The organism is Micromonospora tarensis (assembly GCF_016803395.1).
GTDB lineage: Bacteria > Actinomycetota > Actinomycetes > Mycobacteriales > Micromonosporaceae > Micromonospora > Micromonospora tarensis.
The window spans coordinates 1-15528 of record NZ_JAEVHL010000158.1; the positions used below are offsets into that span (position 1 = coordinate 1).

A 15528-nucleotide genomic window follows, 5' to 3' on the forward strand; every position below is an offset into this window, starting at 1 on the left:
CCTGTCGGGCCCACCAGGGCGGTGCGACCACCGCCGACGTCTGGGCCCTCCAAGCGTGCTGTGGTGCTCTGGTGCCGGCCATGTGCGTCCAGACGCTCTCTGGTCAGGCGTTGGACGGTTTCTCGACGGAAGCGCGCGGGGCCAGCGTTGGGCTAGCTGCCGAGGTATTTGAGCACGGCCAGCACCCGGCGGTGGTCCGTGTCGGTGGGCGGTAGGTCGAGTTTGGTGAAGATGTTGCTCACGTACTTCTCGACCGCGCTGTGGCTGACCTTCAATGCCTCCGTGATGCCGGTGTTGGAGCGGCCCTCCGCCATGAGCCGCAGCACGTGCTGCTCGCGCGGTGTGAGGCGCTGCATTGGGTCGTTGCGGCGCACCAGCAGTTGGGCGACAACCTCGGGGTCCAGCACGGTGCCGCCGGCGGCCACCCGGCGCAGCGCGTCGAGGAAGTCCGACACCTGCGCCACCCGGTCTTTCAGCAGGTAACCGACACCGCTGGTCTCGACCGAGAGAAGGTCGGTGGCGTACCGTTCCTCCACGTACTGCGAGAGCACGCACACCGCGATCCGCGGGTGTTGCCGCCGGATGACGAGCGCGGCCCGGATGCCCTCGTCGGTGTGGGTCGGGGGCATCCGCACGTCGACCACCACGACATCGGGTCGGTGCCTGTCGACGGCGGTCAGCAATTGGTCGGCGTCGGGCACCGCGGCGACGACCTCGAAGCCACCTTCGGTGAGCAGCTTGGTGAGACCGGCCCGCAGCAGGACCGAGTCTTCGGCTAGCACTATTCGCATCGGAGATAAACGGTAACGGTTGTGGGCCCGCTGGGCGGACTCACCACGGTCAGACTGCCGTCGACCGCCGCTGCCCGCTGCGCCAGGCCGCGCAGGCCGGTGCCGGGGCCGTCGACCGACGCGCCGCCGCGACCGTCGTCGGTGATCGTGACGATCAGCCGGTCGTCGACGCGCTCCGCCACGACCTCGGCCCGGCTCGCGTCCGCGTGTTTGGCAACGTTCGTCAGCGCTTCGGACACGGCGAAGTACGCGATCGCTTCGACGCTCGGCGAGCAGCGTGGCGCGACGTCCACGTGCAGTTTCACCGGCAGGGGCGCCCGCGCGACAATGCCCGAAAGCGCCGCGTCGAGTCCCCGGTCGTTGAGGACGGCCGGATGCAGGCCGCGAACGAAGTCGCGCAGTTCGGCCAGCGCGGCGGTGGCCTCGTCGTGGGCCGCGGCAACGACCCCCAGAATCTCCGGCGGCCGGTCGGCGAGGGCGGCGCGGGCCATGCCCAGGTTCATCGCCAGGGAGACGAGGCGCTGTTGCACGCCGTCGTGCAGGTCCCTCTCGATCCGGCGCCGTTCGGTGTCGGCGGCCTCGACCAGGTCGGCTCGGCTGAGCGCCAGGGACTCGACCCGCTCGGCAAGTTCCTCGGCGTGGCTGCGGCCGAGTAGGCGCCGGGCCGCGCCCGTGTCGGCCCCGGCGATGCCGCGCGCGACCCACGGCGCGGCGAGCAGCAGGGCTGTGGCGCCGCCGAACCACAGGCCGTACCCCACCCCGGACACGCGCTCGACCAACAGGGCGGCGAGCGGGAGCGCCGACCAGCAGAGCACGACGATCACCCCGCCGAGGCCGCCCAGCAGTGGGGCGAGCAGGTGGTAGGCGAGCTGGCGCCAGGTGGTTCCGAGGGTCCACGGCTGGTAGATCCGGTGCCAGCCGGTGCCAGGGTCGTGCTTCGGCGCGGCTATCTCGACACCGAGTAGGGCACGGAACCGCTCCCGTTGCAGCGCGCTGAAGAACCGCGCGCACGCTGGCAGCGCCAGCGGGCTCAGGACGGCGACGACCACGTACAGCACTGGGAGCAGCCGGTGGCCGGTCGGGCCTTCGACGAGGCTGTCCACGGCGGCCCACCACAGCACGCCCACGAGCCAGATCACCGTGCCCGTGGTGGCTGCGAGGAACATCCCAGCCACCACGTGGAAGGTCGCCTGCCAGGTGCGCGCCGACGACAGCGGGCGCAGCACGGCGAGCGGTCCGGTGGGCCGCTCATCCAGCATCGCTCTCGCTCCCGCTGAGGTCATGTCTTAACGCTAGGTATCCCGGCGTCGGCTGGCCATCGGGCAAACCCACCGTCAGGGGTGGGGAAAACCTCAGGGCGGTCCGGCTGGCCGCCTCACTTACCGCGCCGTCATGCGCTGGCAGCGTAAACGTCAGTCGGACGAGGTGAGGAGCAAAGGCGATGATCGAGGCGAGGAAGCTGACAAAACGGTACGGTGACAAGCTCGCCGTCGACGGGCTGACATTCACCGTCAGCCCAGGAATGGTGACCGGTTTCCTCGGGCCGAACGGCGCCGGCAAGTCCACCACGATGCGGATGATCCTCGGGCTGGACGCGCCGACGAGCGGTTCGGTGCTGGTGAACGGAAAGCCGTACCGGGCGCACACCGCGCCGCTGCGCGAGGTCGGCGCGCTGCTGGAGGCCCGCTCGATTCACCCGGGCCGCAGCGCGTACAACCACCTGTTGGCGCTGGCCCGCACCAGCGGCATCCACCGCTCGCGCGTCGACGAGGTGATCGAGGCGGTCGGCTTGGCCGGCGTGGCGCGGCGGCGGGCCGGCAAGTTCTCGCTCGGAATGGGGCAGCGGCTCGGCATCGCCACGGCCATGCTGGGCGACCCGCACACGGTCATCCTCGACGAACCGCTCAACGGGCTCGACACCGACGGCATCCGTTGGGTGCGCGCGCTGTTGCAGAGCCTCGCCGCCGAAGGCCGAACGGTTTTCGTCTCCTCGCACCTGATGAGCGAGATGGCGCTCACCGCCCAGCACCTCATCGTCATCGGCAAGGGCCGCCTGATCGCCGATACCGGTGTGGCGGAGTTCGTCCGGGCAGGTAGCCGCAGCGTGGTTCGGGTGCGCACCACCCATCCGGACGCGCTAGCGCCCCGCTTGTCCGGGCCTGGCATCGAGGTCTCGTTCGACCGGGACAACACGCTGACCGTGTCGGGGTTGACGACCGACCAGATCGGCATGGCCGCCGGCGCTGCCGGCATCACACTGCTCGAGCTCACCGCAGAGCAGGCCTCGCTGGAAGAAGTCTTCATCGATCTCACCCGGGACGCGGTCGAGCACCGCGCGAACACCGTTGGAGCGACGCCATGAACAACGTCACCCTTCCCGCGTACCCCGGCGAGCAGCACATCAATCAGGTGCGCGTCATCCGGTCGGAATGGATCAAGCTGCGCTCCCTGCCGTCCACGATCTGGTGCCTGCTGGCCACGGTCGCGCTCGTGGTGGGCGTCGGGCTGGCGTACACCACGCTGCGCGTCGCCCGCCCGCCCGCGGATCCGACCACATTCGACGCCGTCTCGGTCAGCCTCTCCGGCGTGCAACTGGCGCAGTTCGCGATCGGCGTCCTGGGCGTGCTGTTCATCACCGGCGAGTACGCCACCGCATCGATCCGGGTGAGCCTGGCGGCGGTGCCCGGCCGCCTGCCGATGTTGTGGGGCAAAGCGGTCGCGTTCGGGCTCACCACCCTCGTGATCTCCGTTCCGGCCGTGCTGGCGTCGTTCCTCGCCGGCCAGTCGATCCTGTCCGCCCAGGACCTGGATATCGGCCTCGGCGAGCCCGGCGTGGTGCGGGCCGTGCTCGGCAGCGCGCTGTTCCTGACCGCGGTGGGACTGCTCGGCCTCAGTCTGGGTGCGCTGCTGCGCAACACCGCCGGCGGGATCTCGGCTCTGTTCGGGCTGCTGTTCGCGCCACAGCTCGTGCTCGGGCTGCTGCCGGAGTCAGTGTCCGACGCGGCGTACCGGTATCTGCCGACGCCGGCTGGCGCAGCCGTCAGCTCCGTCCACCAGGACCCCCTCGCACTCGGCCCATGGACCGGATTCGCCTTGTTCTGCCTCTACCCCGTGATCGTGCTCGGACTCGCCGCATGGCAACTGCGCCGCCGAGACGCCTGAGCGGTGTCCCATCCGACGGGGAGCCGGGTGAGGCCGACGACGCGGAACGACGGCAGCCATGACGAATCGGGCCAGTCCCCGGACGCCGTGCCGCCGAGTCGGGCCCGTCGGGGCGCACGAACGGCGCAGTCCGGGATGATCCACTCGGTTTTCATGATGTCGGGGTGTCCCCGGCGCCCGGACACCGCGATTTCCGCGAACCCGAGTCGATCACGCCGCCGTGGCCGCCATGCCGGGTTCGCATGGAGCGCTGACCCGCGTCGGGTCGATCCCGCGCGGCCCTGCCCCGAGTCGGGCCGGGTCCGCACCGCGTGCCAACCTGAGGCTGAGCCGATCCGCGCCGTCCTGACTCCGAGTCGGCCCGGTCCGGGGCGCGCGAACGGCGCAGACCGGCATGATCCACTCGGCTTTCATGAAGTCGGGGCATCCGCGCCACCCGGACACCGCGACTTTCAGGAACCCGAGCCGATCACCCCGTCTCGGCCGCCCTGTCCGTATCGCCGACTGGGCGAGGTGGGCGGGTTGTCGGGTTTGGTGTCCGGTGTCGGGTGGTCGGGGCCACCCCGGCGGCGGAATCGGCGCCGGCCGGGCCGTTATACCTGGCAGAGCACCGCAACAGTCCCGGTCGCGGGGCACGGCAGCCGCCGGGAACACCCGCCGGGCCGCCCCGGTTACACCCCCGAACGGCCGAGCACCACAACGGCCGGGCAGGGCAGCCGCCGGGAACACCCGCCAGGCCTGCACGGTTACACCCCCGCACGGCCGAGCACCACAACGGCCGGGCAGCGCAGCCGCCGGGAACACCCGCCAGGCCGCCCCGGTTACACCCCCGCACGGCCGAGCACCACAACAGGGCCGACCCCCTGCGGGTAGGCGGAATGACCTGCCACCGGCACCGGTTACACCCTGTCCCGACGCCGACCCCCATTGCGGGTCACCGGGCAGAACCCCCCGAACTTTCCCCGCACGTGGCACTGACCCCCCGTTGAGTGCCGTGCGGGCACCCCCGATGCAGAGGAGCACGCCATCATGCGTACCGATCTGATCCGTAAGACCGCCCTGACCGCCGCCGGCCTCGCCTTCACCGGCGGCGCCATCGCCGGCCCCGTCACCGCCGCCTACGCCGCCTCCGATGCCAAGCCCACCACCCAGACCCAGACCGACCGCAAGGGTCACGGTGAGCGGGAACTCGGCGTGCGCTACGAGGCCCAGCCGAACTTCTACTACTGCGGCCCTGCCGCCACCCGCAACGCCCTGAGCGTGCAGGGCAAGAACATCAACGTCGACGACATGGCCAAGGAAATGGGCACCACCGAGGCCGGCACCAACTCGATCAACGACATCACCCCGGTGCTGAACAAGGAGACCGGTAAGGCCGACGCGTACCACAGCGTCGAGATCAGCAGCCCGGACGCCGACGGCAAGCAGACCGACACCCTGCGCGCCGACATCGTCAAGACTGTCGACGACGGCCGGGCCGTGGTCGCCAACATCGCCGGCACCAGCACCGACACCGACGGCGGCACCCACTCCTACGAAGGCGGGCACTACATCAGCGTCGTCGGCTACCGCGACAACGGCAACACCGTCAAGATCGCCGACTCCGCCGATCCCAACACCGCCTCCTACTGGATCACCGTCGAGCACCTCGCGGACTGGATCGCCACCCGCGGCTACGCCACCAGCTGACCCACGCATCTAGCACCCAGCACCCAGCACGAACCGAAGGGCCGGACCCCACCACGGGGCCCGGCCCTTCGGCATGACCAGGTCAGTGCTCGCCCGCGCGGGTCGGCTCGCCGCCGGGGACAGCCGCCACAGCCGACTGACCGCCGGAGGCCACCTCGGTCGGCTGACCGCCGGAGGCCGCCTCGGTCGGCTGACCGCCGGAGGCCCCCGCAACAGCCTGACCGCCGGAAGTTACCTCGGCGGCTTCCACGCCGGAGGCACCGTCGGCCGACTCGACGCGGTGGGCGCGTCGGCGCAGCCACCAGGTGCTGCCGAGCCCGGCGAGCACCGCGAGGACCAGCCCGGCCCAGGAGATGTCCTTCAGCCAGTGTTCGGCCGCCCGGCCGACCGAGTAGAGCAGGTACGTCGTGCCGAAGGCCCAGACCAACCCGCCGGCCGCGTTGGCCAGCAGGAAGCGGCGGTACGGCACGTGCAGAGCGCCGGCGAGCGGCCCGGCCAGGATCCTCAGCAGTGCCACGAACCGACCGAAGAAGACCGCCCAGACGCCGTGCCGCGCGAAGCTCTGCTCGGCACGGGCGAGCTGCGCCGGACCGAGGTGCTTGGGGAACCGCCTGCCCAGCCGGGCGAGCAGCGGACGGCCGCCGCGTCGGCCTACGGCGTACCCGACGGAGTCGCCGACGATGGCGCCGAAGGCTGCCGCGCTGGCCACCCACTCCGGCTCCACCACACCGGTGGCGGCCAGCAGGGCGGAGCTGACCAGGACGATCTCGCCGGGCAGTGGGACGCCCATGCTCTCCACGCCGATCACCCCGGCGACGATCAGGTAGACCATGCCCGGAGGCAGTGCCGAGAGCCAGTGCTGAACGTCGATCACTCGGCACCCCTTCCGAATCGGCCCCGACCCTACCTCGCCGACCCGAGGACGCGGCGCGGTCGCGGACCGCCCAACCCGTGGCGTCAGGTTGCGCAGATAGCAAGACGGACGTACGGTTTTGTTGGAAGCGTAATCGGCGGTAAGTGTCACCTAACCTCGGCGGCACCCCGACCGGTGCGACAGACTGCTCAGGACTACTCACGGTCGCTGGTGTGAAGGAGTACGACGTGGCGAGCCTCGACACCTTCGGTGCGAAGACCCAGCTACGCGTCGGAGACGCGAGCTACGAGATTTTCAAGATTGACAAGGTGGAGGGCCACGCCCGGCTGCCGTACAGCCTGAAGATCCTGCTGGAGAACCTGCTGCGGACCGAGGACAGCGCGAACATCACCGCCGACCACATCCGCCAGCTCGGCGGATGGGACCCGGACGCCACTCCGAGTGTGGAGATCCAGTTCACCCCGGCCCGGGTCCTGATGCAGGACTTCACCGGCGTGCCGTGCGTGGTCGACCTGGCCACCATGCGTGAGGCAGTGCGCGACCTGGGCGGCGACGCCACCAAGGTCAACCCCCTCGCCCCGGCCGAGCTGGTCATCGACCACTCCGTGATCGCCGACCTGTTCGGTCGCGAGGACGCGTTCGCCCGCAACGTCGAGTTGGAGTACGAGCGCAACAAGGAGCGCTACCAGTTCCTGCGCTGGGGCCAGACCGCGTTCAACGAGTTCAAGGTAGTGCCGCCGGGCACCGGCATCGTGCACCAGGTCAACATCGAGTACCTGGCCCGCACGATCATGGAGCGTAACGGCCAGGCGTACCCGGACACCGTGGTCGGCACCGACTCGCACACCACCATGGTCAACGGCCTGGGCGTGCTGGGCTGGGGCGTCGGCGGCATCGAGGCCGAGGCCGCGATGCTCGGCCAGCCGGTCAGCATGCTGATCCCCCGGGTGGTGGGCTTCAAGCTCTCCGGTGAGATGCCGGCCGGCACCACCGCGACCGACCTGGTGCTGACCATCACCGAGATGCTGCGCAAGCACGGTGTGGTCGGCAAGTTCGTCGAGTTCTACGGCCCCGGCGTGAGCGCCGTGCCGCTGGCCAACCGGGCCACCATCGGCAACATGTCCCCGGAGTACGGCTCCACCGTGGCGATCTTCCCGATCGACGCGGAGACCATCCGCTACCTGGAGCTGACCGGCCGGGACGCCGCGCAGGTGGCGCTCGTCGAGGCGTACGCCAAGGAGCAGGGCCTCTGGCACGACCCGGCGGCCGAGCCGGAGTACTCGGAGCGCCTGGAGCTGGATCTGAGCACCATCGAGCCGTCGCTCGCCGGCCCGAAGCGCCCGCAGGACCGGGTGCCGCTGGGCAGCGCCAAGACGCTGTTCCGCTCGGCGCTTACCGACTACGTCGCCGACGACTCCGGCGCCGAGCGCGACCTCAAGCCGAGCGTGGCCCGCGAGGAGCTGCCGCGCGGCGCCAACGGCCCGGCCGACGAGGCCAGCGCCGAGTCCTTCCCGGCCAGCGACCCGCCGGCCAACGAGTTCAGCGACCCGGCCGACGAGCCGCGCGACCTGGAGACCGCCGCCGCCGGAGCGGGTGGCCGGGCCAGCAACCCGGTCCGGGTCACCGGCAGCGACGGCGCCGAGTACGAGCTGGACCACGGCGCCGTGGTGATCGCCGCGATCACCTCCTGCACCAACACCTCCAACCCGCAGGTGATGATCGGCGCCGCGCTGCTGGCCCGCAACGCGGTCGAGAAGGGCCTGACCCGCAAGCCGTGGGTCAAGACCACCCTGGCGCCCGGCTCGAAGGTCGTCATGGACTACTACGAGCGGGCCGGCCTCACGCCGTACCTGGACAAGCTCGGCTTCAACCTGGTCGGCTACGGCTGCACCACCTGCATCGGCAACTCGGGCCCGCTGCCCGAGGAGGTGTCCGCCGCCGTCAACGAGCACGACCTGTCGGTGGTCTCGGTGCTCTCCGGCAACCGCAACTTCGAGGGCCGGATCAACCCGGACGTCAAGATGAACTACCTGGCGTCCCCGCCGCTGGTGGTCGCCTACGCCCTGGCCGGCACGATGGACATCGACCTGGCCAACGAGCCGATCGGTGAGGACACCGAGGGCAACCCGGTCTACCTGCGCGAGATCTGGCCGAACAGCGCCGAGATCCAGGACGTCATCGCCCAGGCGATCGGCGCCACCGGGTTCAGCGCCGCGTACGCCGACGTGTTCGCCGGCGACGAGCGGTGGCAGTCGCTGCCGACCCCGACCGGCGACACCTTCGCCTGGGAGAACGACTCCACCTACGTGCGCAAGCCCCCGTACTTCGAGGGCATGCAGCAGGAGCCGAGCCCGGTCGTCGACATCGCCGGTGCCCGGGTGCTGGCCAAGCTGGGTGACTCGGTGACCACCGACCACATCTCGCCGGCCGGCGCGATCAAGGCCGACTCCCCGGCCGGCACGTACCTCGCCGAGCACGGCGTGCCCCGCCACGAGTTCAACTCGTACGGGTCCCGCCGGGGCAACCACGAGGTGATGATCCGGGGCACCTTCGCCAACATCCGACTGCGCAACCAGCTGGTCCCGGGCGTGGAGGGCGGCTTCACCGTCAACCACCTCACCGGCGAGCAGACCTCGATCTACGACGCCTCGGTCGCCTACCAGGAGGCCGGCATCCCGCTGGTCGTGCTGGCCGGCAAGGAGTACGGCTCGGGCTCGTCACGGGACTGGGCGGCCAAGGGCACCATGCTGCTGGGTGTGCGGGCGGTGATCGCCGAGTCGTACGAGCGGATCCACCGCTCGAACCTGATCGGGATGGGCGTGCTGCCGCTGCAGTTCCCGGTGGACGTCACCGCGGAGTCGCTGGGCCTCACCGGCACCGAGACGTTCACCATCACCGGCGTGACCGCGCTCAACGACGGCGAGACGCCGCGTACCGTGCGGGTCAGCACCGACACCGGCGTGGAGTTCGACGCCGTGGTGCGGATCGACACCCCCGGTGAGGCGGACTACTACCGGCACGGCGGCATCCTGCAGTACGTGCTGCGCCGCATGATCGCCAACTGACGTACCGACGGTCGGCAGGCTCCTTCCCCGCTTAGCCGGGAAGGAGCCTGTGTCGTATCCGGCGTCGCTCCTCGTATCAGGTCCTGTCGCGGGCTAACCTCTTAGCTAAGGAGGTGCCACGGTGGCCGGTGAAGCTGCGGCGCAGTTCAACATCCACGATGCCAAGACGAATCTGTCACGCATCATCGAGCGGGTCGAGCACGGCGAGGAGATCGTGATCAGCCGGGCCGGCAATCCGGTCGCCAAGGTCATTCCTCTTCGTCGTACGACACGCACCGGTCGCGGGTCTCTGCGTGGTGCGCTGGATCTGACCGGTGACTGGGACGCCGACGAGGTCAACGACGAGATCACCCGCGACTTCGGGCTACCCGGATGAGGCTCTTGCTCGACACGCACGTGGTGCTCTGGTGGCTGACCGACGACCCGGTCCTCGCCGCGGACATCAAGGACCGCATCGACACCGAACCCGATGTGTACCTGAGCCCGGTCACGCTGTGGGAGGTCGCGATCAAACAGTCGCTTGGCAAGCTGCCCGGCCCGACCGATCTGGCCGAACGGATCCGTGACGCCGAACTGCGGGAACTCCCGATCCGCCACGATCATGCCGTCGCGGCAGGTCGACTGCCGCTGATCCACCGGGATCCCTTCGACCGGATGCTTGTCGCGCAGGCCCTGCACGAAGGGCTGACCCTGGTCACCAGGGACGACCGCATCCAGAAGTACGACGTACCGATCCTCGTGGCGTGACGTTCATCCGTTGGCGGACGAGCCGTCGGCCCGGTCGGTCGGGGCCAGCCGCGTGAACGCTCAGCGCAGCCGGAGTGCGACAGCGCGGGCCTCCTCGTCGGTCAGCGGCAGGAACCAGAAGAAGCGGCGGACGATGGCGACCGGATCGGGGCCGCCTGGCTGGCCGCGCAGGTCGCGGATCGCCCGGCGGGTGATCCGGGAGAACTCGGGGATCAGGGTCGCCCGGCGAGCGGCGTCCGTCGGGGTCGCTCGTACCGCCGGGCAGGGCCAGTCCTGACCGCAGGCGTCGGACGTCCAGAGTGGGCCGTCGGCGGTGTGCGCGGCCGGCAGGCCACACCAGGACCGCCAGCGTGATTCGGGTACGACGTTCGCCGCGCGACCCGGGCCACGGTACGGAGGGCGCCGTGGCCCGGTCGGTCCAGCGCTGATCGCACGGGGCGAGGCCGGCTGGGCCGCTCGGGTGCTGGGCCGGTGGGGGCCGTTGCAGGGCTTGTCGTCGGGCATCCTGTGCTCCCTCTCGAGGCTGTCCACACAGCACCCTGCCAAGGGTTGCCGATCGATCACACCGCGTATAACTTCTACCTTCCACCGTCTGGAACGTTCTGAGGGGTTTGAGGATGAATCGAGCCGTACAGGCGGCGATGGTCGAGAGGGGCCACACAGCTGAGAGTCCGCTGCTCAGATCGGCGTCGATCCGAAGACGGCGGCGAAGTGGGCGAGCACGGGACGAATTCCCCAGACGCGTCATCGCGCGCGGGTGGCCGAGTTGCTCGGTCGGAACGTTGACGAGCTGTGGCCCGACGCGCTGAAGCGCCGGACGCCCGCCTGGTTCCGCCCTGGGCCGAGATCGAGCGCGAGGCGCTGTCACTGCGATCGTTTCAGCTCGCGTGGATTCCGGGGCTTCTTCAGACCAAGGCGTACGCGCTGGCGACGCTGGTCGGCGAGGCACTGACACCGGCCGAGGCCGACGATCTCGCGGAGGCGCGACTCAGTCGACAGGCCGTCCTGCGCCGGGAGCGCCCGCCGCTGCTCGTCGCGGTCCTCGACGAGGCAATCCTCCGGCGCACCCTCGACGGCGACCGGGCCATGATGCGGGAGCAGTGCGAGCGGCTGGCCGAGCAGGCCGCCCTGCCGAACGTGTCGCTCTTCGTCGTGCCCGCCGACGTCGGCATGTATCCGGGCCTCGGCGGCCCGTTCACCGTCGCCGAGATGCCCGACGGCGCCCGGGTCGCGCACGTCGACAGCCAGGCGCAAGCGCAGCTCATCGACAAGGTTGCCGACGTTGCTACGCTCGACCGACGGTGGGAACGCATTCGCGACGCAGCCCTGTCGCGGGCACAGTCCCTCAATCTCATCAGGGAAGCGGCAGCCTCATGGACCTGATCGGCGCTCGGTGGCGCAAGAGCAGCAAGAGCGGCAACAACGGCGGCGACTGCGTCGAGGTGGCCGACAACCTCGCGGGCGTCATCGGCGTACGCGACTCCAAGGACCCGGCCGGTCCGGCGCTCGCCTTCGACCCGGCGGCCTGGTCCCGATTCCTGGAGATGGCCAAGCGCGGCTGAACCACTGAAAGGTTCCCGGCGCGGCCCAGGCCGCGCCACTGTCCGAAGCTGAGATCTTGGACAGTTTCCGTCAACTGAGGACGGAAAGTGTCCAAGATTCACCCTGCCCGCCCCCGATCGGGTGCGAGTTCGGCCGCCCGGTCCAGCAGCGCCCGACGCTCGACCGCCGAGCCCACCATCGCCGCCGCCTCCCGGAACAGTGCGGCGGCCCGACGTCGGTCGCCCTGCCGGGCCACCAGGTCGGCCTCCACCGCCACCGCGAGCGGGTTGCCGTTCAGCCCATCCCCGGCGCGCGCCACGTCGAGTAGCGCGAACCCGACCGCCGGCCCGAAGGCGTAGCCGTGCGCCACCGCGCGGTTGAGGGCGATCACCGGCGAGGGTTGGAGGTCGTTCAGCGCGTCGTACGCCCGCGCGATCGCCGGCCAGTCGGTAGCGCCAGCGTCGGCGGCGGTGGCGTGGCAGGCGGCGATGCGCGCCTGCCACGCGTACACCCCGTCGTGGCGTACCCGATCGAGGGCGGCCCGGCCCTCGACGATGGCGGCATGGTCCCACCGGTCGCGGTCCTGCCGGTCGAGGGTCAGCAGCCTGCCCTCGGCGTCGCGGCGGGCGTGCCGGCGGGAGTGCTGGAACAGCACGAGCGCCAGCAGCGCGGCGACCTCGGACTGTTCCGGCATCAGTCGGTCGAGCAGCCGGGCCAGCCGGACCGCCTCGTCGGCGAACGCCGGCTCACCGTCGGCGGCGTAGCCCCTGGTGAACAACAGGTACACCACGGCGAGGACGCCGGGTAGCCGCTCGGTCAGCGCCGGCCCGCTCGGCACCCGGTACGGGATGCCGGCCTGGGCGATGCGGGTGCGGGCCCGGGTCAGCCGGCGGGTCATCGTCGACTCGCTGACCAGCAGGAGCCGCGCGATGTCGCTGGTCGGCACAGCGCAGATGGTGCGCAGGGTCAACGCCACCCGGGCCTCCATCGCGAGCGCCGGATGGCAGCAGGTGAAGATGAGCCGCAGCCGGTCGTCCACGACGTCCGGCCCCACCTGCGGCTCGCTCGCGTCGGCCGGGGTGAGCAGTGCCAGGTCGTGCAGCTTGCGGCGCTCGACGGTGGCCCGGCGCAGGACGTCGACCGCCCGGTTGCGGGCCACCGTCATGAGCCAGCCGCCCGGGTTGGCCGGCACTCCGTCGGCAGGCCAGCGCTCCAGGGCGACTGTCAACGCCTCCTGGGCGCAGTCCTCGGCCAACGCCCAGTCACCGGTCACCCGGATCAGGGTGGCCACGATCCGGGGGTACACGTCGACGCTGGCGGCCGCGACGGCGTGCGCCGCCACTGCCGGCGGGTCGCCGGGCGGTAGGTCACCGCCGGGGTGCCCGCCGCCGATGCGTGCGTCCGCACCGGCCGGCGTCGTGGGTTGGACAACCGTCAGTCGGGCAGGCCCGCGAACGGGCGCAGTTCCAGCCGCCCGTGCCGGGCCATCGGGTGTGCCCGCGCCACCTCGATCGCCTCGTCCAGGTCCGCGCAGTCGAGCAGGTCGAAGCCCACGATCACCTCCGTGGTCTCCGCGAACGGCCCCTCGGAGACGAGCAGCTCGCCGTCGCGTACCCGGACCGTGGTGGCCGCGGTGGTCGGTGCCAGGGCGTCACCGTGCAGGCGGCGACCACGGGCGTCGTTCTCGGCCACCCACTTGTGGATGTCGGGGACGTCGGTCGGGTCGGTGTCCGGCTCACTGTCGGTGCAGACGAACATCATGTACTTCATCTGGTCGCTCCTCGGTGTCTCGGGGTGTCGCCAGCATGACGATCGGCCGTGGCCGTTCCGGACACACTCCCGCCAAAACCTCGGTCAGTCTCCGCTGGCGGCGCGGCGACGGGCCTCGCGGGTCTTCATGGCGTGCTCCATCAGTGTGACGAGCACCTCCTTGCTGGACTCCCGCTTGCGGGCGTCGCAGAGCAGCACCGGCACTCCCGGGTCCAGGTTGAGCGCGGCCTGGACCTCGTCGAGCCGGTACTTCCGGGCGCCGTCGAAGCAGTTGACAGCGACCACGAACGGCGTCCCTCGACCCTCGAAGTAGTCGATCGACGGGAAGCAGTCGGCGAGTCTGCGGGTGTCGGCCAGCACCACGGCACCGATCGCGCCGAGGGCCAGCTCGTCCCAGACGAACCAGAACCGGTCCTGCCCGGGCGTACCGAACAGGTACAGCACCAGGTCGTCGCTGATGGTGATCCGACCGAAGTCCATGGCCACGGTGGTGGTGGTCTTGCCCTCCACACCGGACAGGTCGTCGATGCCGACCCCCGATTCCGTCAGCACCTCCTCGGTGCGCAGCGGCCGGGTCTCGCTGACCGCGCCGACCATGGTCGTCTTGCCGACGCCGAAGCCGCCGGCGACCAGGATCTTGATCGCGGTGGGCAGTGGGGTCGCTCCCGCCGGCCGGTCAGAGTGCCCGTAGTCCATTGATTACCGCCTCGAAGATGCTGTTGTCGGGAAGACCGGCCGTGGTCTGTGGCTCGCGGACCTGCACCAGGCTGCGGGCCGCCAGATCGCCAAGGAGCACCCGGATGGTGCCCACCGGCAGGTCGAGATGGGCGGCGATCTCGGCGACGGACTGTATGCGCTGGCACAGCCCGACGATCGCCACATGCTCCGGACCGATACCGACCTCCGGCGTGACCTCGGCTCGGGTCGCGGTGACCAGGGAGATCAGATCGAACGTGCCGGTGACCGGTCGGGCCCTACCGCGGGTCACCGCGTACGGGCGCACGACCGGACCCGCATGGTCATCCACCCACTGGTGGTCTGCGGACTCCCCCTGGACCGTCATCGCCGCTACCTCTCGCCGGCCGGTTGCTCTGTGCGGGACGGGGACGCGACGTACTTGCCGACCCGGGTCACCAGCATCGCCATCTCGTAGGCGATCAGGCCGACGTCGGCGTCCTCGCTGGCCAGGACCGCCAGGCAGGCGTTGCGGCCGGCCGCGGTGACGAACAGGAACGACGACTGCATCTCGATGATGGTCTGTTGCACCTGCCCGCCGCCGAAGCGCTTGCCGGCGCCCCGGGCCAGGCTCTGGATGCCGGCCGCCATCGCCGCGAGATGCTCGCCGTCGTCCCGGCTCAACCCCTGGGAGGAGGCCATCAACAGGCCGTCGGTGGAGAGCGCGACCGCGTGCTCGGCCTGCTTAACCCGGCCTACCAGGTCATCCAGCAACCACGTCAGGTCGGCGCTCGAAGCCGTCTTCTGGGTCACTTCGTCGTCCTCTTCTCGCCCGGCTGTGCGCCGTGTTCGTCTGGGGCTTGACCGTCACACGCGCGGCATCGCGTCGTCTGTGCTCGGTCAGGTGGCTTCTGGGTCCTCGTCGGTCGGCCCGGGTGTCGCGGCCGGGGTGCCGGTGGCGCCGCCGAGCAGCCGGGCCGCGTCGGTGCGACCGCGTCGGGTGCCGGTCTGGTAGGAGCTCATCATCCGGCGTACCTGCTCCGGTGGGCGCACCACTTCCTCGTCCTCGGCCTCGGACGCCGCCGGGTCGTCCCGCAGTTCGGGGACGATGTTCGCCTGCCGGACCCGGACGGGCAGGCCGGAGTCGGTCCGCGCCGCCTCGGGCCGGGCGGGGACCGGACCGCCGTCGCCGGCCGCGACCGGTGCGGCGCCG

Annotated in this window: 16 protein-coding genes and 2 pseudogenes; 8 read left to right on the forward strand and 10 right to left on the reverse strand. The window is 70.7% G+C overall.

Features of this window, described 5'->3' with window-relative positions:
* Nucleotides 1–152: 152 nt before the first annotated feature.
* Together JM949_RS24520 and JM949_RS24525 are read right to left on the reverse strand one after the other, a co-directional pair.
* Entirely contained in the window at nucleotides 153–791 is a 639-nt protein-coding gene (locus JM949_RS24520; RefSeq protein ID WP_203150661.1) for a response regulator, read from the reverse strand.
* Nucleotides 782–2050 carry a sensor histidine kinase gene (locus JM949_RS24525; RefSeq protein WP_203150662.1) on the reverse strand — a complete coding sequence of 423 codons (1269 nt, stop codon included), beginning with the start codon at nucleotides 2048–2050 and terminating at the stop codon, nucleotides 782–784. Before JM949_RS24525 ends, JM949_RS24520 begins: the two co-directional genes overlap by 10 nt.
* A 182-nt stretch (nucleotides 2051–2232) precedes the next feature.
* On the opposite strand from JM949_RS24525, the gene JM949_RS24530 reads away from it, so the two are divergent.
* The 3 genes from JM949_RS24530 to JM949_RS24540 all read left to right on the forward strand — a co-directional run bounded on the left by JM949_RS24530 (nucleotide 2233) and on the right by JM949_RS24540 (nucleotide 5642).
* Nucleotides 2233–3153, forward strand: a complete 921-nt coding sequence (locus JM949_RS24530) for an ATP-binding cassette domain-containing protein (protein ID WP_203150663.1) — start codon at nucleotides 2233–2235, stop codon at nucleotides 3151–3153.
* Nucleotides 3150–3953 (forward strand): ABC transporter permease subunit, encoded by an 804-nt coding sequence (locus JM949_RS24535; protein WP_203150664.1) that lies wholly within the window; start codon nucleotides 3150–3152, stop codon nucleotides 3951–3953. The genes JM949_RS24530 and JM949_RS24535 overlap by 4 nt, the downstream gene beginning before the upstream one ends.
* Before the next feature lie 1029 nt (nucleotides 3954–4982).
* Nucleotides 4983–5642 carry a C39 family peptidase gene (locus tag JM949_RS24540; protein WP_203150665.1) on the forward strand — a complete coding sequence of 220 codons (660 nt, stop codon included), beginning with the start codon at nucleotides 4983–4985 and terminating at the stop codon, nucleotides 5640–5642.
* A gap of 82 nt (nucleotides 5643–5724) precedes the next feature.
* Here JM949_RS24540 and JM949_RS24545 read toward each other — a convergent pair whose 3' ends face one another.
* Nucleotides 5725–6516 (reverse strand): DedA family protein, encoded by a 792-nt coding sequence (locus JM949_RS24545; RefSeq protein ID WP_309232310.1) that lies wholly within the window; start codon nucleotides 6514–6516, stop codon nucleotides 5725–5727.
* A 212-nt stretch (nucleotides 6517–6728) separates the two neighbouring features.
* Between JM949_RS24545 and JM949_RS24550 the strand changes: the two genes are divergently transcribed.
* From JM949_RS24550 to JM949_RS24560, 3 genes are all read left to right on the forward strand, one after another.
* The gene (locus tag JM949_RS24550; protein ID WP_203150666.1) at nucleotides 6729–9581 is read left to right on the forward strand and encodes an aconitate hydratase; all 2853 of its coding nucleotides are present in this window, start codon (nucleotides 6729–6731) and stop codon (nucleotides 9579–9581) included.
* 121 nt (nucleotides 9582–9702) lie between these two features.
* On the forward strand, nucleotides 9703–9957 hold the full coding sequence (locus tag JM949_RS24555) for a type II toxin-antitoxin system Phd/YefM family antitoxin (RefSeq protein WP_203150667.1): 255 nt from the start codon (nucleotides 9703–9705) through the stop codon (nucleotides 9955–9957).
* Nucleotides 9954–10328, forward strand: a complete 375-nt coding sequence (locus tag JM949_RS24560; protein ID WP_203150668.1) for a type II toxin-antitoxin system VapC family toxin — start codon at nucleotides 9954–9956, stop codon at nucleotides 10326–10328. The genes JM949_RS24555 and JM949_RS24560 overlap by 4 nt, the downstream gene beginning before the upstream one ends.
* Nucleotides 10329–10388: 60 nt before the next feature.
* On the opposite strand, the gene JM949_RS37670 is transcribed toward JM949_RS24560, so the two are convergent.
* Nucleotides 10389–10832, reverse strand: a complete 444-nt coding sequence (locus JM949_RS37670; RefSeq protein ID WP_238433805.1) for a hypothetical protein — start codon at nucleotides 10830–10832, stop codon at nucleotides 10389–10391.
* 113 nt (nucleotides 10833–10945) lie between these two features.
* Between JM949_RS37670 and JM949_RS24570 the strand changes: the two are divergent.
* Nucleotides 10946–11711: pseudogene (locus JM949_RS24570) on the forward strand (DUF5753 domain-containing protein).
* Entirely contained in the window at nucleotides 11702–11890 is a 189-nt protein-coding gene (locus JM949_RS24575; protein WP_203150669.1) for a DUF397 domain-containing protein, read from the forward strand. Before JM949_RS24570 ends, JM949_RS24575 begins: the two are co-directional and overlap by 10 nt.
* Before the next feature lie 98 nt (nucleotides 11891–11988).
* Here JM949_RS24575 and JM949_RS24580 read toward each other — a convergent pair whose 3' ends face one another.
* From JM949_RS24580 to JM949_RS24605, 6 genes and pseudogenes are all read right to left on the reverse strand, one after another.
* Entirely contained in the window at nucleotides 11989–13212 is a 1224-nt protein-coding gene (locus tag JM949_RS24580; protein ID WP_203150670.1) for an RNA polymerase sigma factor, read from the reverse strand.
* 92 nt (nucleotides 13213–13304) lie between these two features.
* Complete coding sequence (locus JM949_RS24585; RefSeq protein WP_238433809.1) at nucleotides 13305–13631, reverse strand: YciI family protein; 327 nt, start codon at nucleotides 13629–13631, stop codon at nucleotides 13305–13307.
* 93 nt (nucleotides 13632–13724) lie between these two features.
* Nucleotides 13725–14336, reverse strand: a complete 612-nt coding sequence (locus JM949_RS24590) for a GTP-binding protein (protein WP_203150672.1) — start codon at nucleotides 14334–14336, stop codon at nucleotides 13725–13727.
* Nucleotides 14317–14703 (reverse strand): DUF742 domain-containing protein, encoded by a 387-nt coding sequence (locus tag JM949_RS24595; RefSeq protein ID WP_203150673.1) that lies wholly within the window; start codon nucleotides 14701–14703, stop codon nucleotides 14317–14319. Before JM949_RS24595 ends, JM949_RS24590 begins: the two co-directional genes overlap by 20 nt.
* A 5-nt stretch (nucleotides 14704–14708) precedes the next feature.
* Entirely contained in the window at nucleotides 14709–15128 is a 420-nt protein-coding gene (locus JM949_RS24600; RefSeq protein ID WP_203150674.1) for a roadblock/LC7 domain-containing protein, read from the reverse strand.
* Between the two features lie 87 nt (nucleotides 15129–15215).
* A pseudogene (locus tag JM949_RS24605) lies at nucleotides 15216–15528 on the reverse strand (nitrate- and nitrite sensing domain-containing protein); the annotation flags it as partial.